The following is a 19,189-nucleotide window of genomic DNA, read 5'->3' as shown; positions in this document are numbered from 1 at the left end:
TGCTCGCGCTGTCCCGGCCTCCCGATAATGGACGCGAACTTGCCGGTCGGGGGCTAGTCTTCGTGTATCCCACACACGCGAATGGAGCCCCCATGAATATCACCTTGCCCCGCCTCGGGCTGGCCGCGCTGCTGATCGGCGCAATCACCTGCGCAGTAGCGGACGACTTGCCACGCACCAAGGCACCGACCGGTGCAAAGGCCTATTTCATCACCCCGGCCGATGGCGCGGTGGTGGATAAGACCTTCACCGTCAGATTCGGCCTCAAAGGCATGGGGGTCGCGCCAGTGGGCGTGGATAACCCGACCACCGGCCATCACCACCTGTTGATCGATCTGGCTGAGTTGCCGGCGATGAATCAGCCGCTGCCGATGACGGAACATATCCGCCACTTTGGCCAAGGCCAGACTGAAACCGAGCTCACCTTGCCGCCCGGCAAACACACCTTGCAGCTGTTGATCGGCGACAAATTTCACCTGCCGCACGATCCGCCGGTGATCTCGGAGAAAATCACGGTGACCGTCAAGTAATCAATCTGGACATGGGCATCTGCCCACACCGGTCATTCACGTTCAAACCAAGCGCCATCCCCCCCTCAGGAGAACGGCGCTTTTTTTGGGCGGTTGGAATCCTGCGCCATCGCGAGCAAATTCGCCCCTCCAGCTATAAAGACCAAGCAGCCCCTTCTCAGCGGCATGATCAAGGACCAACTCCATGATGCTGCATATTCCCGCCGTGCTGACCCGCGAACAGGTCACCGAATTCTGCCGGTTGCTGGATCAAGCCACTTGGGTCGATGGCAAAGTCACCGCCGGTTACCAATCCGCCCGCGTTAAAAACAATCATCAACTGGCGGAGGGATCGCCGCTTGCCCGGCAGCTTGGGCACACCATCGAAACCGCGCTGGCGCAAGCGCCGCTGTTCATCTCGGCGGCGCTACCACACAAGATCGTCCCCCCCCTGTTCAACCGGTATGGCGAAGGTGAAACCTTCGGCAACCACGTCGATAACGCCATCCGCAAAGGCAATCGCCACGGGGAGCACCTTCGCACTGATCTGTCGTGCACCCTGTTCCTGAGTGATCCCGATGACTACGACGGCGGTGAGCTGTCAGTGGATGACCTCTACGGCACCCATTCGGCCAAGCTGCCGGCTGGCGACTTGATCCTCTACCCTTCCACCAGCCTGCACCGGGTCGAGCCGATCACCCGTGGCGTACGGGTGGCATCGTTCTTTTGGGTGCAAAGCATGGTTCGCGACGACTGGCAGCGCACCATGTTGTTCAATCTGGATACGACGATCCAGAAACTGAAGCGCAAGACCGGCGATTGTGACGAGGTCGTGGCGCTCACCAGCCACTATCACAACCTGCTGCGGCTCTGGGCTGAGGTGTGAGGTGTGAGGTGTGAGGTGTGAGGTGTGAGGTGTGAGGTGTGAGGTGTGAGGTGTGAGCAGTCTGGATGCGGGATGCCCCCGCTTGCAAGGTATGGCAACGCCACTTAGCCTTGATCGCTTTTCCGCAAACCAGTCCTCCGCATGTTCGCTTCTTTTCTCAATGGCATGGCGCTCACCGCCAGCCTGATCATGGCCGTCGGCGCGCAAAACGCCTTCGTACTCCGGCAAGGTATCGCCCGTCGCTACATGTTTCTGACCGCGCTTGTCTGCTCATTGTGCGATCTGGTCTTGATGAGCGCCGGCGTGGCCGGCATGGGCGAGCTGCTTGCCGCCGCGCCCGGCCTGCAACACTGGATGGCGATTGGCGGCGCGATCTTCGTCACCTGGTACGGCGCCATGGCGCTGAAAAAAGCCGTGCATCCGGGCACGCTATCGCCCGACGCCAATCAAGGCCTCGCCAATCCGAAAGCCGTGGTAATCGCCGCGCTCGGGTTTTCAGTCCTGAACCCGCATGCGCTGCTCGATACCATCGTGCTGGTCGGCGGCATCGGCGCGCAGCAACCGGTGGCGGATCGGCCGATCTTCCTGGCCGGCGCGGTCGGCTTCTCCTTCATCTGGTTCTTCTCGCTCGCATTTGGCGCCAGCCAGCTCACCCCGCTGTTCAAGAAGCCAGCGGCGTGGCGCATCCTCGACCTGCTGATCGCGGTCATGATGTTTGGCATTGCGTGGACGTTGATCAAAACCTTCTGCTGAGCGTCACTAGCAAAACCCTGCTGGCGGCGTTGTGCTCGCTTGCCGTACATGAAGTACTGTCTACGCTTCGCACGCCTTGCCAGCACCGCTACGCTGGGTTTTTCTAGCGACGCTTCAAACACCAAACGAGCCACAACGCACCAAACCGGGGCAAACCCACCCCGTTAAACCCCTTATTGGCGCAGCTCCGCACCCTGCCTACGATGCAACGACAAAGGCATAACACCGGATGTCCGGTCGGCCAATTCAAGGTATGCAGAGGTCATGGAATGAACATCGGTCAGAAACTCGGCGCGTTGATTGCTCTGGCGGTCGCAGCGCTGGTGCTCGTCGGCGGAACGGCGCTCGTCAAATTCAATAGCACGTCCGCCAGCGTGGATTTCATGTCCGATGTTGCGGTCGACGGACTGGTGCGGGTCTACCAGATCAACAACGCCTACAAGGTCGAGCAGATCCTCACCAACCAGTATGTGGCCGAGCAAAACCCGCTCGACAAGGACAAGCTCGGCAGCACCATCGATGAGCAGCGCAAAGCGCTCACCGCCGCCATGAAAGCCTATGAGAGCACGATTGCCGAGGAGACCGACCGCAAGAACTTCGGCGACTTCAAGGCGCGCATCACCGAGTTCAGCCAGATCTATGATCAGCTGCGCAAGGCATCCAAGGACGGGGACATTGCCACCGCGCAAATGTTGATGACCAGCAAGGGCCGTGATGCCGCCGTCGCAGCAGAAGCGGTGCTGCAGAAGCTCACCGACTACAACATCGAAGGTGCGCACAAGCAGGTGGCCGAAGTCCACCAAGGCCAACGCAGCGGCAAAATCGTGCTGATTTCAGCGACGTTGGTCGCGCTAGTGGCGCTGATCGGCTTTGGACTGGTGCTGTTGCGCTCGATTCGCTCGCCGCTGAAGGCGCTGCAACGCACCGTCAGCCAGATCGAAACGAGCCTCGACTTCACCCAACGCGTGCCGGTAACGAGCCGCGACGAAATCGGCGAAACCGTCGCTGCCTTCAACCGGCTGCTGGAGCGCATGCAGGGTAGCCTGAAGGAAATCTCCAGCCGCATCGGCAATGTGTCACAAGCTGCGAATGAGATGAGCCGCTCCGCCAACGAGATGTCCAAGAATGCCGGCCATACCAGCGAAGCCTCCAGCAGCATGGCAGCGACGGTGGAAGAAGTGACCGTCAGCATCAACCACATCGCCGACCGCACGGGCGAAGCTGACGAGCTGGCTCGCCAATCCGGCCAGCAAGCCCGTGCCGGTGCGGACGTGATCGACGCCACCGTAACCCGCATCGATGGCATTGCCAGCACGGTGCGCGATGCTGCCAGCCAGATCGACGTGCTGCGCGAACAGAGCGCCAATATCAGCGCCGTGGTCAACACCATCAAGGACATTGCCGATCAGACCAATCTGCTGGCCTTGAACGCCGCCATCGAAGCCGCCCGGGCCGGCGAGCTCGGCCGAGGCTTCGCCGTGGTGGCCGATGAAGTACGCAAGCTGGCTGAACGCACCACCTCCTCCACCCGGGAGATCGCCACCACCATCGTCAGCATTCAGGACAGCGCCACCCGCGCGGTCAGCGGCATGGAACAAGTGGTTGAACAGGTGGAAGACGGCGTGCAGCAAGCCCGCCAGGCCGGCGAGGCGATCAGCACGATCCGCGAGGGATCGAACGAGGTCGTCGAGCGCGTGGGCGACATCAGTGGTGCAATCCGCGAGCAAAGTGCTGCCAGCACGAATATCGCGCATCTGGTGGAACGCATCGCGCAGATGAGCGAGGAAAGCAGCGCCGCCGCGCAGCGCACTGCCGGCTCGGCCGGACAACTCGACCAGCTGGCGGCCGAGATGCAGCGCGAGGTTGCCCGCTACCGGCTGTGATTCGCCCACTGGATCAATCCCACTGCACAAAAAACGGGCAGGCCTTTAAAAGCCTGCCCGTTCAACCATTTAGGGCCCCTATCCACAAGTTGTCCGCACTGCCCTCCCCACTCGCTGGGGAAAACCCACCAACGGGGCTGAATTGAACTGCCGGCTGGGGACAACTCTGCGAAAACGGGGGAAAAACGGTATTTCAGCAGGGCTGAATCCCACTAAAACCCGCATCGCACAAAATATAGTCAGCCCATTAAAGGCCTACCAACTCAAGCACTTAAGGGTGCTGTCCACAGCTTGTCCGCACTTCCCTCCCCATAGGCTGGGGGCAATTCAGAAGTGGATCACTTCTCCCGGCCGCGCCAGGGTGGCGGACCACACCTGCATATCGTGCCAAGCCTGCTCTACCGTGCTGGCAACCGGGCGGCCGGTGCGGATCGCCGCTGCGAAATCACGCAGCTCGGCCGCATAGCCAAAATCGTCGTCGGCGAAATCCGCTTCGATCCGGCTACCATCAGCGCCATATAACACCACATGCCGGCCATCGAAGGTCGCGGTGCCGTACTCGGCCAGCACCTCCAGCTTGAAATCAGTCAGCCCGGCTGCAGCAAAGTACAGATTCATGGTGCCGTGTGCGCCCGAGGCGGTGTCGAACTGCAAGCTCGCGCCATCCCAACGCCCAAGGTGATTGGTGCTCTGGCTAGGCAGGATGCGGGCGCTGGTGATATCGCCCAACAGCATTTGCGCGGCGGCGGTGTAATGCACACCGGCATCGAGCAGCAGGCCACCCGGAAACGCATCGTTGGTGCGCCAGCCGCTGGCAATGAAGCGGTTATCCGGCTGCATATGCGCCGCCAGACGCCAATGCAGCGCGTAAGTCCTGCCCGCAGCCCCGGAAGCCAGCCAAGCCTTGATATGCAGCATGGCGGCGCTGTAACGCAGGTTTTCCGCCACCATGGTGACCTGCCCCGGATGCTTGCCGGCCAATGCCAGCATCCAGCGTGCCTCTTCTGGTGTGGCGGCGAGCGGTTTCTCGACCAGCACATGTTTACCGGCCATCAGCGCAGCCTGCGTAGCGCGGACGTTCTCGGTGACTGGCAACACGATATCCACTGCTTCCAGCCCTGGATGCGCAAGGAACGCGTCCCAATCGGTGTACCAGGCCACGCCGCCCGCCATTTCAGCGAAGGCCTGCGCTTTTTCTGCACTGCGGTTACAGACCGCCACCAATTCGACTGCATCGTGCGCGCGTTGCAATGCAGGCCAGTGCAACTCGCGCGCGGCGACACCGGTCCCGATCAGGCCGAGCTTGATCGGGTGCTGCTGCGTATCGGGCTGGTTCGACATGGCGAATCCTCTTGCTTCTATTGCTGTTTATTAACCCGTAAGCATAGGCACAGCTCGGCAACTGCGCTGCCCAAAAACTGACCGGCCTAACTTCACCCCTGTCGCCTCAGGCACTTAGCTGAGTTGTCCACAACTTGCTACCAGCCCAATCCCCGTTGCCTGGGGAGAACTATGGAGCATCCATCCTGCATATTTCACCGATGTGACCACGCGGGATAGCTGCTTGCGCAATGTAGGGCGCGAGTACAATCCGTCCATGACTCCTGCTCCGTACGCCCAACTTACACCCGACTGCATCATGGATGCAGTCGATGCCACCGGTCATCGTTGCGATGGCCGCCTGCTGGCACTCAACAGCTTTGAAAACCGCGTTTATCAGGTCGGGCAAGAAGACGGCCCGGCGCTGATCGCCAAGTTCTATCGCCCTGGCCGCTGGACCACCGCCGCCATCGAAGAAGAACACGCCTTCGCCCACGAGCTGGCGGCCGCCGAAATTCCGGTCGTCGCGCCGCTCTCGATTAATGGCAATACGCTACTGGAACACGCCGACTACCGCTTTGCCCTATTTGAGCGGCATGGCGGGCGAGCGCCGGAGCTGGATGACCCGGCCACGCTGGAATGGCTCGGCCGCTTCATCGGGCGGATTCATGCACTCGGCGCGGCCAAACCATTCCAGCATCGGCTCACGCTGGACATCGCCACCTGGGGCGAAGCGCCGCGTGATTTCCTGCTGGCGAACAACTTCATCCCGCAAGAACTGATCGCCAACTACACCGCCGCAGTCAATGCGGTGCTGGATGGGGTGCGGGCGGCATTCGAGCGCGCAGGCAAGGTCAGCAACATCCGCCTGCATGGCGACTGCCATCCGGGCAACGTGCTGTGGACCGATGCCGGCCCGCACTTCGTCGATCTGGACGACTGCTGCACCGGCCCGGCGATTCAGGATTTGTGGATGCTGCTCGGCGGCGACCGCGACGAGATGCGCCGCAAGCTGACCGACGTGTTGGCTGGCTATGAGTGTTTCATGGAGTTCGATACTCGCGAGCTGCATCTGATCGAGGCGCTGCGCACGCTACGGCTGATCCACTACAGCGCCTGGCTGGCCCGCCGTTGGGATGACCCGGCCTTCCCTGCCGCTTTTCCGTGGTTTGGCACGCCGCATTACTGGCAGGAGCAGATCGCCATGCTCAGCGACCAGATCACCCGCATGGCGGAACCGCCGCTGTGGAGTGGCAATTTCGGCAACTTCTGACCGTCGCGGGATGCTGGATCAGGTTGGTAATTGCCACACCGGCTGCCAACCGTTTTCCGCCGCGAACTTGGCATCAACGCCAATGCCGGGCACGGCTGCCAAGCGGTCGTCGATATACAGCAGCGGCATGGCATCGCGCAGCCACGGTGCCACCGCATATTCCTGATAGAGCGATTTCAGCTGCTTGCCCGGCCCACCCTGATGCAAATGCAGCTTTTCGCCGCCGCTGCGCGGGCGCAGTTCGAGCTGGTGAGCAAACCATTTCTCGTCGATACCGATCGCTGCGCGCTGCCACGCCAGCGAGCCTTGCCAACCGGCGACAGCGCCTTCTTGCCGGCCATCGAGACGAGTTGGTGCTCCAGCAAGTAACTTGGCTGGCGTCAGATAGAACCGGTTGCGGTAGCGGCGTATCGCTCGTTCGCGCCAGACCAACACGGGTTGCGCATCTTCTGGCGCATCCAGTTGGGCGAACCATTCGTCGAAAGCGCGTGAGTCCAGGACGATGCCGCCGTCTTTCAGCCACACGCGTAGCGCATTGCGTTGCCGCAGCAGGCTCAAGCGGCCAGTGAGCGTCAGATCGAAAGCGCCATCGATCACGCAGCTAGCGAGATCTTCACGCGCCAATTCGCCAAGCAGGCTGTCTGCTTCCTCGGCATGGCGGCCAACGCGAACCAAGGCGGTCTCGGCAGAGGGGAAGATTTCGCGCAGCAATGGCAAAGCGCGATTGCGCAGGAAATTGCGGCGGAAGGTGCTGTCTGCGTTGCTTTCATCCTCGCACCACGTCAGCGCATGTGCTTGGGCATAGGCTTCCAACGCTTCGCGGGGGAACGGGAGCAAGGGGCGTAGCAAGGTCATCGCTCCCAGATCACGCACGGCGGGCATGCCAGCAAGGCCAGCAATCCCGCTGCCACGCAGCGCATTGAACAGCACGGTTTCCGCTTGGTCGCGCTGGTGATGCGCCAGCAGGATGAAGTCCGCTTCGGCGGCAGAAAAAGCGCTGTAACGCGCTTCACGCGCTGCGGCTTCCAGACCGAGTTCGCGACGCGATCCGACCGAGACGCGTTCGACGCGTAACGGTACGTTCAGCGCCGCGGCAAAAGTCTGGCACGCCGCCGCCCAGGCATCGGCATTCGCTGACAGCCCGTGGTGAACGTGAACGGCAGACAGCACAAAGCCGCGCCGGTCGCGCAGGCCTGCGGCCAAATGCAATAAAACGGTGGAATCGAGTCCGCCCGAGTAGCCAATGCAGAGACGTTGGCGGGAGGCGGAAAGATGGCGATCAAGGCAAGCCTCGACCGCCAGCGAGAGTACATCAGTGGATTGCGACTTCCTTGAACTTGCCATAGCCCAAAAGGCGCTCGTAACGGGTTTCCAACAGTTCGTCGACCGACTTTTCCTGCAGGCCCTTGAGCGCATCGGCCAAGGCTTTCTTCATCGACGTCATCATCTGCACGTGGTTACGGTGCGCACCGCCGACTGGTTCGTTGACGACCTTGTCAATCAGGCCCAGCGTCTTCAGGCGGGTAGAGGTGATGCCGAGCGCTTCGGCTGCTTCCGGTGCCTTTTCGGCCGTCTTCCACAAGATGGAAGCGCACCCTTCCGGCGAAATGACCGAATACGTAGCGTACTGCAGCATTTGCACCAGATCACCCACAGCAATGGCCAGCGCGCCGCCAGAGCCACCCTCACCGATGACGGTGGTGATGATCGGCACGCGCAACTTGGTCATTTCAAACAGGTTGCGGCCGATGGCTTCCGACTGGCCACGCTCTTCAGCGCCCACGCCAGGGTAGGCGCCCATCGTGTCGACAAAGGTAAACAACGGCAGGCCGAATTTTTCGGCCAGCTTCATCAGTCGCAGGGCCTTGCGATAGCCCTCGGGCCGCGGCATACCGAAATTGCGGTATTGGCGATCCTTGGTATCACGCCCTTTCTGGTGGCCGATCACCATCACGCTTTGACCGTTGAAGCGAGCCAGACCGCCGACAATCGCCGGGTCATCGGCGTAAGAGCGGTCGCCATGCAACTCTTCGAAATCGGTGAAGAGCGCGTTGATGTAGTCCAGTGTTTGCGGGCGCTGCGGATGGCGCGCCACTTGGGAAATCTGCGTTGGCGTGAGCTTGGCGTAGATGGCCTTGGTCAGCTCCTGGCTTTTCTTTTCCAGATGGCCGATTTCCACCGAAATATCGACGGCGGAGTCATCCTGCACAAAGCGCAGTTCTTCAATCTTGTTTTCGAGTTCGGCGATGGGCTGCTCGAAATCGAGGAATGTGGTCTTCATGAAACGATATGCTCCTCGCCAGAACACTGGCGCAATACCGGTATGCGCTGCGGGGCGCCGAAAGTCGCGCAATCATACAGCATGCGCGCAGCCCGCCAAAGGCAACCGGGCCATGTCGTCGAGGGCGCTGGCCCTTGGGTCGAATTCAATTACGAAAGACGATATCAGCGCGCAAACCGGCTTTCTGCAAGCCTTTCCGGCTTTTCGTACTCAAGACCAGAGGGGCGAAAGTATTGGCTGCGAGCGGTTTTTGCGAGTCATCCTGCCGCGCCAGCGTAAGCAGCAAAACGGCGTCATCCGGGCTCTCCAGATCGATAAGCGCGGTTTCTTCATCGCTCAGTTCGATCTGATACTCGATACCGAGCGAATTTGCCTGCACTACATTGAATGAAACATCCGCATCGTCGAGCGATTGCAGCCAGAACACCGTCGGATCAGGCTTGTCTTCGTGCAGCAGCTTGTAGCGCGTCAGCGACTCAAAGCCGAGCAGACCTTTGGGGAAGGTCAGGATCGTTTCCGGATCGATTTCGATATCACCAAAACGGGTGTGCACGACTAGCATCGGAGTCTCCTGATGAAATGCGATGAAATTATAGAATTGTCGTATCAGCATACCGGATGATTTTCCGCGCCCCAATCCAAGGCAGCGGAATTTACACTCCCCAGTCACTTAAATCGCTGATTCGCTAAAGGTTTCGCGTGGTCTGTCGATAACAGGCATAATAGAAACAAGTTTTCCATCTTCTGGATGGGCAGCGGGACGACAGGAATCCAGCCATGAAAATCGAACAAGCGGGTAAATCCCTCCCCCAGCCGCTCGGTCGGAGTGGGAGTCGCGCCGTCAGCACAGCCAAATCAGATGACGCCGCGACGGTGGATGACAGCGTGTCCATCAACCCGGCAGCAGCCCAGTTAAGCCAGTCCGATGCCGGCAACGGCCAGGTCTTTGATACCCAGCGCGTACAAGCCTTGCGTCAGGCCATTGCCGATGGCCGTTTCACTGTTCGCACTGATGCGATTGCCGATCGCCTGATCGACAGCGTCAAGGAACTCCTCGGTAAATAAGCTGTGAGCCTCACCTCCCCGTCTACTGCCGAAACACTGCTTATCTTTGTCGATGCTGCACGCAACGCGCTCGACGGCTTGCTGCAGCTGCTGCTGCAAGAACAAGAGTTGCTGACCCACAACAAAATCGATTTCCTCGCCGAACTGAGCAGCCGCAAGCAACTGGCAGCGGTCGCCGCAGAACAAGCTGGCGCGCAGTTGCGTCAGCAATTCAATCAGGCCGGGATGCCGGAAGATGCCGATGTGGCGCAATGGCTGACCGATCAAGCCCCCGCTGCATTGGAAGCCTGGCAAGACTTGCGCGAGATCGCTCGCAAAGCCGAGTTGTACAACCGCAACAACGGGCTGCTGATCGACACTCGCCGGCAGTTGCTCGACCAGTTCATCAGCCAGCTCGCCAGCTCACGTGGCGATGCGCTGTCCTACTCGCCACGCGGTCAGCTCAATAGCGGCAGCGGCGGCCGACTCAGCCGGGACAAGGTCTAAACCAACTCAGCGCAGGAATTCAGCAAGGCCAATAAAACTGTTCTGGCCTTGCTTAATTGGCCGCAAACAGCGTCGCCCCACCCTGATACCGCTTGGCAAAGTACGGCAGCGCAATCGACTCCACCCGCACTTTGCCTTTGCTTGATGGTGCATGGATGAACTTGCTGTCACCCAGATAGATGCCGACATGCGAGTAGGGCTTGCCCGATGTGTTGAAAAACACCAGATCGCCCGCCTGCAAACCCTCTTGATCCACCGGCCGTGCCAACTTGGCCATCTCTGCCGCGTTATGCGGCAAATCCATTCCTAACGCACCTTTGTAAACGAAACGGACCAAGCCGCTGCAATCCAGCCCTGCATCTGGATTGTTGCCGCCAAACTGATAGCCGACATCCAGCAAGCCCAGTGCGTACAGCACGACCTCTTGCCTATCCCGGCCATCGACTTGAAGCCCTCCAACCGAACGGTTGGGCAGCGTCGGCGGCGTTGCTGTTGTGGTCTTCTTTGGTGGCGGCGTACCGCATGCAACCAACAATGCCAGCGGCAATAGCAATGCGGCTTTTTTGATCAGGGAAACCTGCGCGTCCATGCAGACGGCACCGGCAAGACCCGCCCTCATCCTTGCCGCCTGCGGGCATTGAATTCATCCAGCAAGGCCTGCTCGCGTCTGAGCTCCTTAAGCTGCTCACCGGCCCGGTGCCGGGTTTCGAGCGCCTCAAACGCCTTGACCTTCTTTTCGCACTCATTCCAGGCGAGTTTCATTCGCTCATATTCCCCTTGCAACCGTGTGACTTCCTTGGCCTGTGCATCTGCAGCCTGATCGAGCTTGGCCAGAAATAGCTGGAAGTCCCGCCATTGCGTCACCGTCACCCCGCCCTGCCCACTTTGGGCCAGCCGGCCGCGATACTCCTGGCGATACGCGTTCACTTGGTCCAGCTTGGCGGCGGCAGTACGCCAGGACGCTTGCGCGGCCTGCATCCGGCGCGCCGCTTCTTCGCGATCGTCACGCGCCAGATCGAGCAGCAGGGCAAAGCGAAACTCAGCCACGGAAACATCTCCCTAAGCAAACACGATTACGCGAACAACTCGGCCAGTTTCATTCTAGCGCCGTCGTAAGATTCCCGTTCGTTGATCGCCTGCTGCAAGAACCGTTCGAGCACCGGGAAGCGACGGATGGCTTCATCTAGCATCGGGTCTGATCCCGGCACATAAGCGCCGACATTGATCAGATCCCGGCTGCGCTGATAACGCGACCACAGGTACTTGAAGCGACGCGTCAGATCGTAATCATCCGGGCTGATGATGTCGTGCATGACGCGGGAAATCGAAGCCTCGATATCGATCGCCGGATAATGCCCCGCCTCGGCCAATTGCCGGCTCAAGACAAAGTGGCCATCAAGAATGGCGCGCGCGCTGTCGGCAATCGGATCTTGCTGGTCATCCCCTTCGGAGAGCACGGTATAGAACGCCGTGATCGAGCCGCCGCCCTCGCGGGCGTTGCCGGCACGCTCCACCAATTGCGGCATACGAGCGAACACCGATGGCGGGTAACCCTTGGTCGCCGGTGGCTCGCCGACCGCGAGCGCAATCTCGCGCTGCGCCATCGCGTAACGCGTCAGCGAATCCATGATCAACAGCACGTGCTTGCCCTGATTGCGGAAATATTCGGCGACGCTGGTCGCGTAGGCCGCACCGTAAAGTCGCAGCAACGCTGGTGTATCCGCCGGCGCAGCAACCACCACGGAGCGCGCCAAGCCTTCTTCACCCAGAATGGTCTCGATGAAATCCTTCACCTCGCGACCCCGCTCGCCAATCAGGCCGACCACAACGACGTCTGCCGTCGTATAGCGCGCCATCATGCCCAGCAGCACGGATTTACCGACGCCTGAACCGGCAAACAGGCCGAGCCGCTGTCCGCGACCGACCGTCAACATGGCGTTGATTGCGCGCACGCCAACATCCATCACGTGGCGAACGGGCTCACGATCCATCGGGTTGTACGGTCTGGCGAATAGCGGCATGTAGCTGTCGTTATCAACGCGCCCTTTGCCATCCAGAGGACGGCCAAGCCCATCGAGAATGCGGCCAAGCAGGCCCCAGCCAACCGGCACTTGTCGCCCGTGGTCCTCCAGGCGCCGTTGTTCGGCCCGCTCCTGGCCGTAGGTCGGCGTCCAGGCGGCGATGTCTTCATGCGGAATGACCGCAGCCCCAGGCTCGACACCATAGACTTCGGCAATCGGCATCAAAAACAGTCGTTCCTCCTGAAACCCCACAACGACCGCCTCGACCGGATGTCCGCCCGGTGTCATCACGTCACACGAAGCGCCAATCGGCAGTTTGAGCCCAACGGCTTCGAGAACGAGGCCGGAAACCCGCATTAGCCGACCTCGCGGCAGCCACGGACGAACATGAGTAACAGCATCCGCGCAGTCCGCCAGATATTGCTGCGAATGCGCCAGCAGCTTATTCATCGAGCTCATCGTCGCCGCCAGCGGATGCGGCAACGTCTACATCGTCTTGCGGTAAGGCATCCCAGCCGAGCTCCGGCCGACGCGCCCGCCCAAGTACACGCAATTGGGTTGACCAACGGGCCGCAAGCGGCAAATCAAGTTTGGAAGCGGGGGTTTCGATTCTGCACTCACCAGCGCCCAGTTGCGGGTCCGGCAAGAACTGCCAGATATCCGGCGTCAACTCAGCGCCAAGCAAATTGCGGATCGCAGGCAAATCGTCCGGGCTCAAATACAAGCGGGAAGGCGCGGTGGCCGTGGGCAAGCCTGCCAGTGCTTCGCGAATGACCGGCAAGATGCTGGCGCGGTCTGCACTGATATGCGTGCGAACCAGTTGCCGTGCCAGCACCAAGGCCAGATCGAGCACCGACTCGGCCAGCCCTGCCGCCGTTTCTTCGCTCAGCTGCTCAAGGCCATGCAGCACGTCAGCCAGCTTGGCCACCTCAGGCTCCGCTGCGAGCCGTCCCTGCTCCAGCCCGGCTTCAAAACCTTCGCTGTGCGCCTGCAGGCGAATCGCCTCCAGCTCTTCAGCGGTGGGCAGCGGCACGGACTCCACCGGGACTTCTTCGATTGTTTCAGCGGGCTCCGGCATGGGCGCCGGCTCCGGAATCGGTTCGGGCTCGATGACAGCCGGCTCGACCGGCTCCGGCAGCACTTCAGCTTTGGGAGCGGGTTGCTGATCATCATGGATCGACCCAAGTTCCCAGCGCTCCCACGCGGTCAGTTGTTCGCGTGGAATCACACGGCGAGGAGAATTGGCCATGCTTTACTCAACCAAACCTTCGTCACCCTTGCCGCTGAGCACGATCTGCCCTTCGTCGGCAAGACGACGGACAATCTTGAGGATTTCCTTCTGTTCGGACTCGACCTCGGACAACTTGACCGGCCCCTTGGCCTCGAGATCGTCCTTGAGCATTTCAGCGGCGCGCTGCGACATGTTCTTGAATATTTTGTCGCGTAGCGACTGGCTTGTGCCCTTGAGTGCAACCACCAGGGAGTCGGACTGGATTTCGCGCAGGAGTAGTTGAATGCCGCGGTCGTCGATATCCAGGATGTTGTCGAAGGTGAACATCTTGTCCTGAATCTTCTGCGCCAATTCCGGATCGTATTCGCGCACGTTGGCAATGGCCGAGGCTTCGACTACACCACCCATAAAATTGAGGATATCGGCCGCCATCTGCACACCACCGATCGCGCTCTTCTTGACGCGATCCGAGCCTGACAACAGTTGGGTCAGTACGTCGTTCAGCTCTCTGAGCGCCGTCGGCTGCACGCCTTCCAGCGTGGCGATCCGCAATACCACGTCGTTGCGCAAGCGCTCGACGAAATGGCCCATGACTTCAGACGACTGATCAGGTTCCAGATGCACCAGGATGGTGGCGATGATCTGTGGGTGCTCGTTGCGGATGAGTTCGGCCACAGCGGCGGAATCCATCCACTTCAACGACTCAATGCCATTGTTCTCGTTGCCCTGCAAGATACGGTCGAGCAGGTTGGCCGCCTTGTCGGAACCAAGCGCCTTGGTAAGTACGGAACGAATGTATTCGTCGGCTGCACCGAGATTGGCGCGGTTTTGCGTCGCGGTCAGAAAATCGCCCAGCACTGTGTCGACTTCTTCGCGCTTGACGTTGTTCATGCTGGCCATTTCAAAGCCCAGTTTCTGGACTTCTTTCGGGCCAAGGTATTTGAAAACTTCGACGGCGGCTTCTTCGCCCAGGGACATCAGCAGAATGGCAGACTTGCGTATGCCCTCTTCATTCATTGCTGCAGCCATTTATCTCTCCTAAGCCACTTTGTTCGGGTTGCCGCTTTCCTCACCCTGGCTCATCCATTCACGCATGATGGTCGCAACCATGCGTGGATCATTCTTGGCCATTTCCTTGGCCTGCTGCAGCAAGTCGGCAAAGGCCGATGCGCGAGCGGAGTCTTCTTGTTCCTGCGCCGCCTTGAGCGCTGCGGCAATCGAGCCTTCTTCTTCTTTCTCAGGCGTACCGTCGCCAAAGTCGAGTTCGACCAGCTTCGGCTCTTCGCGCGCCTTGGCGATATCTCTCATCAACGGCCGCACGACGAAGAACAGCAGGTAGATCACCGCCAACGCGATCAACGCCAGCTTGACGATGTTGGTCCAATTGGCCTGGACGTAGTCGACAGCCTTCTGCTGCAACGGCTTTTCTTCAAGTGGCGTCTGGTCGGCAAACGCAGCGTTGACCACATTGACCGAATCACCGCGATCCTTGTTGAAGCCGACCGCTTCGCGCACCAGATTATTGATCTGCGCCATTTCCGGCGGGCTGAACGGCACATAGGTCGACTTGCCGTCTTTGTCTTTGCCTGGTTTGAAATTCAACACCACGGCAGCGGAAATCCGCTTGACCGTACCGATCGGCTGTTTGACGTGCTGGATCGTCTTGTCGACTTCGTAATTGGTCGTCGATTCCTTGCGGCTACTGGAGCTACCAGTAACAGCTGACGCGGCAGACGCCGTTGGCGCGGTAATCGGTGCAGTTGCAGCACCCGGTGGCTGATTCGACAGCGCACCCGGTACGCCGCCAGCGCTTTCCTCACGGTTGCTGCCGTCTTGCTGCAAGGATTGCTGGCTGCGGATAGCTGACTGGTTCGGCGGGCTGTTCGGTTTGAAGGTCTCGCTGGTCTGCTCGACTTCGGCAAAATCGACCTGCGCAGTCACTTCCGCGCGGACATTGTCTTTGCCAACAATCGGGACAAGGATCGCTTCGATCCGCTCGTTGAAGGTCTTTTCCAGTTGCTGCACGTAAAGCATCTGGCGCGGGTCAAGATCGGCACGGCTACCATCAAGCCCTGGCATCTTCGACAGCAGGTTCCCGTCCTGATCCACCACGGTCACGCTTTTGACTGGCAAATCGGGAATGCTGCTGGCAACCAGATGAATGATGCCAGCAACTTGGCCGCCATCGAGCGTACGACCGGGGAACAGGGTCAACACCACCGATGCAGTCGGCTTTTGCTGATCACGCAGAAAGACGGTCTGCTTGGGCATCGCCAGATGCACGCGCGCCTTTTCGACAGCCGAGATCGTTTCGATCGAGCGCGCCAGCTCACCCTCGACGGCGCGCTGATAATTGACCTGCTCGGCAAACTGCGACACGCCAAACTTCTGGTTGTCGAGCAATTCGAAACCAACGTTACCGGCACGCGGCAACCCTTGGGCGGCCAGTTTCAGGCGTGCATCATAGATTTTGTCGGCCGGAATCGAGATGGTACCGCCCGCATCAAGCTTGTACGGCACGTTCATCTGCTGCAGCGATTGAACAATCGCGCCGCCGTCTTTGTCGGGGATATTGGTGTAAAGGATGCGGTAGGTTGGTTCTTTGGAATACAACCACGCGCCGATGGCCGCAGCGACGATGGCCGCAAGCCCGATCATGATGACGAGCCTTCTCGCACTGGAGAGCGCGTCGAAGCGTTGGCGCATAGCGCCGACTCCTCGAGCTGTCACCAGGTTGCTGTCAGCCGCTACGCCCGCCTCTGCCATAAACTAGAAAAAATTGAATCCGAATAGCAGGACTATACCTGCATATTCATGATTTCTTGATAGGCGCTCACAAGCTTGTTGCGCACCTGCACCATGGTCTGGAAGGAAAGACTGGCTTTTTGGAGTGAAACCATCACGTCTTGCAGGTCGGCCTCAGGCGCGCCAGCCTGAAAAGCTTGTTGCTTGGCCTGGGCATCCTGCTGCATCTGGTTGACCTGATCGAGCGATGTTTTAAGCATCGAGGCGAAGTCTTGCCCCTGCGCATCGGCAGCAGGCTGCGCAGCCGTATTGCCCGCGGCCAACGCGGACATGGACTGAAGTTCGCCAAGAAGGGAGTCGATGCCTTGAACGCTCATGTATTCATATTTCCTGTCACCAAATTGTAGGTGGCCTATCTAAGCCATAGCAAGCAATTCCTGCGCCAGCACGCGGTCATTGCTTAGTTGATCGCTCAGATCGACAGGTCGCCGTCCTCTTCCCGATACTGCTGCAATTTATAACGCAGGGTGCGTTCGCTCATATTGAGCTTCTCTGCCGCCAATTTACGCACGCCACCGGCAGCCTTCAACGTTTCAAGGATATGCTTTTTTTCCAGCAATTTGATATCCGTGACCACTGCCGGTTCGTCTGCGGCGACCGACGGCACCATTGCCGCTACGGCAGCTTTTGCCGGTGCCTGCGGCAAGTAGAGGTGCTCTGCGCCAATCATGTCACCCGGCGCGAGAATCATCGCGCGCTGAATCAGATTATCCAGTTCCCGGATATTCCCTTCCCACGGATGGGCAAGCAACGCCGCCATTGCCGTGTCGCTCAACGCGGGTACGCGGCGCTTTTGTTGGGCGGCATGCCGCGCCAGCATGGCACGGGCAATTGGCAGGATGTCCTCCGCCCGTTCGCGTAGCGCCGGCAGATGCAGCGGGAACACGTTCAAGCGGTAGTAAAGATCTTCCCGGAAACGACCGGCAGCAACCTCTTCCGCAACATCACGATTGGAAGTTGCCAACACACGCAAATCAACCGGGATTGTCTTGGTGGCGCCAACGCGCTCCACTTCACGCTCTTGCAACACCCGCAGCAGTTTCGCCTGCAAACCAAGCGGCATTTCGGTGACTTCATCCAGCAGCAACGTCCCACCATGCGCCTGTTCAAACTTGCCGATATGCTGCCCTGCAGCGCCGGTAAATGCGCCTTTCTCGTGACCAAACAGGGTTGATTCGAGCAGTTGTTCAGGGATGGCGGCACAGTTGATGGCAACAAATGCTTTGCCGGCCCGGGCGCTATTGCGATGCAGGAAGCGCGCCAATACTTCCTTGCCGGTGCCGGACTCACCCGTAATCAACACTGAGGCATCAGACTGCGCCACGCGCCGCGCCACATCCAGCAGCCGGCGCATGCTTGGGTCTTCGGCAATGACATGCTCATCATCACTGCCGGGCAGCATGTATTTCGCCACTTCCTGCAGTAACTGATCCGGCTCGAACGGCTTGGGTAGATAGTGGCAAGCCCCTGCATGCAAGGCTGATACCGCCTTTTCGATCACCCCATAGGCCGTCATCAAGATGACCGGCACCCACGGGTAACGCTGCTTGATTTCCTGCAGCAAGGTCTCGCCATCCATCGGGTGCATCTGCACGTCAGACAAGACCAGGCCAACGCGCTGCCCCGCTTCGAGCAGGGCCAACGCGCTTTCACCGTCAATTGCGGTGACCGTGGCGTGGCCGCCCAATTCTAGGGTATCGACCAGCGCTTCGCGCAAGGCATCGTCGTCTTCGACAATCAGGATGGGCAATGTCAAACCGGGTTCCTTTTACTCATTTGTTTTTATTGATTTCTGGCTTGGGGGAATTCAAACAGCTTATCGGCGGATCAGTACATTGCTGCCACCCGCACGAGCCAATACGCGTGCCGACATTTCCTTTAGCGAGCAAACCTCATCCACCCCGCCCGCCGCAATGGCCTCTTTCGGCATGCCGAATACCACACAGCTTGCTTCGTCTTGAGCGAAATTGAATGCGCCAGCGTCATGCATTTCACGCATCCCTTGCGCGCCATCACGCCCCATGCCGGTCAGGATGACACCGATCGCATTCGAACCCGCTACATTGGCAGCGGAGCGGAACAAGACATCGACAGAAGGGCGATGCCGATTCACCGGACTACCCTGCGATAGCTCGCAACTGTACTTGCCACCGTTCAACGCCAGCAACAGATGCGAATGTCCCGGCGCGATATAAGCGTGGCCGGGCAATAACGATTCTCCGTGCTCCGCTTCTTTCACCGTGATCGCGCACTGGGCGTTGAGCCGATCGGCAAAGGTCTTGGTAAACAACGCCGGCATATGCTGGGCAATCAGGATGGGCGGGGCGTTCGCCGGCAGCGCCCCCAGGAACTCCTTGATGGCCTCGGTGCCCCCGGTCGAGGCGCCCACGATCACCACTGCCGTTGTTTTACCAACGCGGCGAACCTGGCGTGCCAGCACAACGTCCGCCGAATGGCTCTCGACAAAATGCGGGCGACCTTGACCATCGCCGGTCTCGGCAACACGGTTGCCATGGGAAGAATAAATTTTTTTTTCGTGAGGCATCAACATCTCAACCCGTTACAAGATCCGCGCAGTCCAATTGTCTACTCAGACCTTCGCAGGGGGTTGATGTTACATCCTGGGATGACAGTCCTCGATAGCGCAAGACAGGGAAAGCGCATCAACAGACTCAT

Annotated in this window: 20 protein-coding genes; 7 read left to right on the top strand and 13 right to left on the bottom strand. The window is 59.7% G+C overall.

Features of this window, described 5'->3' with window-relative positions; translation table 11 throughout:
- Positions 1 to 92 precede the first annotated feature (92 nt).
- The 4 genes from BR41_RS09155 to BR41_RS22835 all read left to right on the top strand — a co-directional run bounded on the left by BR41_RS09155 (position 93) and on the right by BR41_RS22835 (position 4,031).
- The gene (locus tag BR41_RS09155; RefSeq protein WP_035055513.1) at positions 93 to 530 is read left to right on the top strand and encodes a DUF4399 domain-containing protein; all 438 of its coding nucleotides are present in this window, start codon (positions 93 to 95) and stop codon (positions 528 to 530) included.
- 184 nt (positions 531 to 714) lie between these two features.
- Positions 715 to 1,395 carry a Fe2+-dependent dioxygenase gene (locus BR41_RS09150; RefSeq protein ID WP_035055511.1) on the top strand — a complete coding sequence of 227 codons (681 nt, stop codon included), beginning with the start codon at positions 715 to 717 and terminating at the stop codon, positions 1,393 to 1,395.
- A 141-nt stretch (positions 1,396 to 1,536) separates the two neighbouring features.
- Positions 1,537 to 2,148 (top strand): LysE/ArgO family amino acid transporter, encoded by a 612-nt coding sequence (locus BR41_RS09145; protein WP_035055509.1) that lies wholly within the window; start codon positions 1,537 to 1,539, stop codon positions 2,146 to 2,148.
- 269 nt (positions 2,149 to 2,417) lie between these two features.
- Positions 2,418 to 4,031 (top strand): methyl-accepting chemotaxis protein, encoded by a 1,614-nt coding sequence (locus tag BR41_RS22835; protein ID WP_051710558.1) that lies wholly within the window; start codon positions 2,418 to 2,420, stop codon positions 4,029 to 4,031.
- 327 nt (positions 4,032 to 4,358) lie between these two features.
- On the opposite strand, the gene BR41_RS09135 is transcribed toward BR41_RS22835, so the two are convergent.
- Positions 4,359 to 5,372 (bottom strand): Gfo/Idh/MocA family protein, encoded by a 1,014-nt coding sequence (locus tag BR41_RS09135; protein ID WP_035055508.1) that lies wholly within the window; start codon positions 5,370 to 5,372, stop codon positions 4,359 to 4,361.
- Positions 5,373 to 5,628: 256 nt separating this feature from the next.
- On the opposite strand from BR41_RS09135, the gene BR41_RS09130 reads away from it, so the two are divergent.
- Complete coding sequence (locus BR41_RS09130; RefSeq protein WP_035055506.1) at positions 5,629 to 6,624, top strand: serine/threonine protein kinase; 996 nt, start codon at positions 5,629 to 5,631, stop codon at positions 6,622 to 6,624.
- An 18-nt stretch (positions 6,625 to 6,642) separates the two neighbouring features.
- Here BR41_RS09130 and tilS read toward each other — a convergent pair whose 3' ends face one another.
- The 3 genes from tilS to fliW all read right to left on the bottom strand — a co-directional run bounded on the left by tilS (position 6,643) and on the right by fliW (position 9,467).
- Positions 6,643 to 7,968: a tRNA lysidine(34) synthetase TilS gene (gene tilS, locus BR41_RS09125; protein ID WP_035055505.1), complete on the bottom strand. Its 1,326-nt coding sequence runs from the start codon at positions 7,966 to 7,968 to the stop codon at positions 6,643 to 6,645.
- On the bottom strand, positions 7,937 to 8,905 hold the full coding sequence (locus tag BR41_RS09120) for an acetyl-CoA carboxylase carboxyltransferase subunit alpha (protein WP_035055503.1): 969 nt from the start codon (positions 8,903 to 8,905) through the stop codon (positions 7,937 to 7,939). Before BR41_RS09120 ends, tilS begins: the two co-directional genes overlap by 32 nt.
- 145 nt (positions 8,906 to 9,050) lie before the next feature.
- Positions 9,051 to 9,467, bottom strand: coding sequence for a flagellar assembly protein FliW (gene fliW, locus BR41_RS09115; protein WP_035055488.1), 417 nt, complete (start codon positions 9,465 to 9,467; stop codon positions 9,051 to 9,053).
- Positions 9,468 to 9,682: 215 nt separating this feature from the next.
- On the opposite strand from fliW, the gene flgM reads away from it, so the two are divergent.
- Together flgM and flgN are read left to right on the top strand one after the other, a co-directional pair.
- Positions 9,683 to 9,970 (top strand): flagellar biosynthesis anti-sigma factor FlgM, encoded by a 288-nt coding sequence (flgM, locus tag BR41_RS09110; protein WP_035055485.1) that lies wholly within the window; start codon positions 9,683 to 9,685, stop codon positions 9,968 to 9,970.
- A 3-nt stretch (positions 9,971 to 9,973) separates the two neighbouring features.
- A complete protein-coding gene (flgN, locus tag BR41_RS09105; protein WP_035055482.1) occupies positions 9,974 to 10,456 on the top strand; it encodes a flagellar export chaperone FlgN in 483 nt (160 codons plus the stop codon).
- Between the two features lie 52 nt (positions 10,457 to 10,508).
- On the opposite strand, the gene BR41_RS09100 is transcribed toward flgN, so the two are convergent.
- From BR41_RS09100 to BR41_RS09060, 9 genes are all read right to left on the bottom strand, one after another.
- The gene (locus tag BR41_RS09100; RefSeq protein ID WP_035055479.1) at positions 10,509 to 11,045 is read right to left on the bottom strand and encodes a C40 family peptidase; all 537 of its coding nucleotides are present in this window, start codon (positions 11,043 to 11,045) and stop codon (positions 10,509 to 10,511) included.
- A gap of 26 nt (positions 11,046 to 11,071) precedes the next feature.
- Positions 11,072 to 11,503, bottom strand: coding sequence for a flagellar export protein FliJ (fliJ, locus tag BR41_RS09095; protein ID WP_035055477.1), 432 nt, complete (start codon positions 11,501 to 11,503; stop codon positions 11,072 to 11,074).
- Positions 11,504 to 11,529: 26 nt separating this feature from the next.
- On the bottom strand, positions 11,530 to 12,927 hold the full coding sequence (gene fliI / locus BR41_RS09090) for a flagellar protein export ATPase FliI (protein ID WP_035055614.1): 1,398 nt from the start codon (positions 12,925 to 12,927) through the stop codon (positions 11,530 to 11,532).
- Positions 12,920 to 13,726: a flagellar assembly protein FliH gene (locus tag BR41_RS09085; protein WP_084186950.1), complete on the bottom strand. Its 807-nt coding sequence runs from the start codon at positions 13,724 to 13,726 to the stop codon at positions 12,920 to 12,922. The genes fliI and BR41_RS09085 overlap by 8 nt, the downstream gene beginning before the upstream one ends.
- A gap of 3 nt (positions 13,727 to 13,729) precedes the next feature.
- Positions 13,730 to 14,737 (bottom strand): flagellar motor switch protein FliG, encoded by a 1,008-nt coding sequence (fliG, locus tag BR41_RS09080; RefSeq protein ID WP_245615839.1) that lies wholly within the window; start codon positions 14,735 to 14,737, stop codon positions 13,730 to 13,732.
- A gap of 9 nt (positions 14,738 to 14,746) precedes the next feature.
- Positions 14,747 to 16,414 (bottom strand): flagellar basal-body MS-ring/collar protein FliF, encoded by a 1,668-nt coding sequence (fliF, locus tag BR41_RS09075; protein ID WP_051710552.1) that lies wholly within the window; start codon positions 16,412 to 16,414, stop codon positions 14,747 to 14,749.
- A gap of 92 nt (positions 16,415 to 16,506) precedes the next feature.
- Positions 16,507 to 16,830 carry a flagellar hook-basal body complex protein FliE gene (gene fliE, locus BR41_RS09070; RefSeq protein ID WP_035055473.1) on the bottom strand — a complete coding sequence of 108 codons (324 nt, stop codon included), beginning with the start codon at positions 16,828 to 16,830 and terminating at the stop codon, positions 16,507 to 16,509.
- Between the two features lie 95 nt (positions 16,831 to 16,925).
- Complete coding sequence (locus BR41_RS09065) at positions 16,926 to 18,269, bottom strand: sigma-54-dependent transcriptional regulator (RefSeq protein WP_035055471.1); 1,344 nt, start codon at positions 18,267 to 18,269, stop codon at positions 16,926 to 16,928.
- Positions 18,270 to 18,329: 60 nt separating this feature from the next.
- Positions 18,330 to 19,058 (bottom strand): chemotaxis protein CheB, encoded by a 729-nt coding sequence (locus tag BR41_RS09060; protein ID WP_281174004.1) that lies wholly within the window; start codon positions 19,056 to 19,058, stop codon positions 18,330 to 18,332.
- Positions 19,059 to 19,189: the final 131 nt, after the last annotated feature.

Origin of the sequence: Andreprevotia chitinilytica DSM 18519 (genome assembly GCF_000711875.1) — a bacterium.
Classification (GTDB): Bacteria; Pseudomonadota; Gammaproteobacteria; order Burkholderiales; family Chitinibacteraceae; genus Andreprevotia; species Andreprevotia chitinilytica.
The sequence above is the reverse complement of the archived record's forward strand: the minus strand, read 5'-3'. Positions and strand labels throughout refer to the sequence as shown.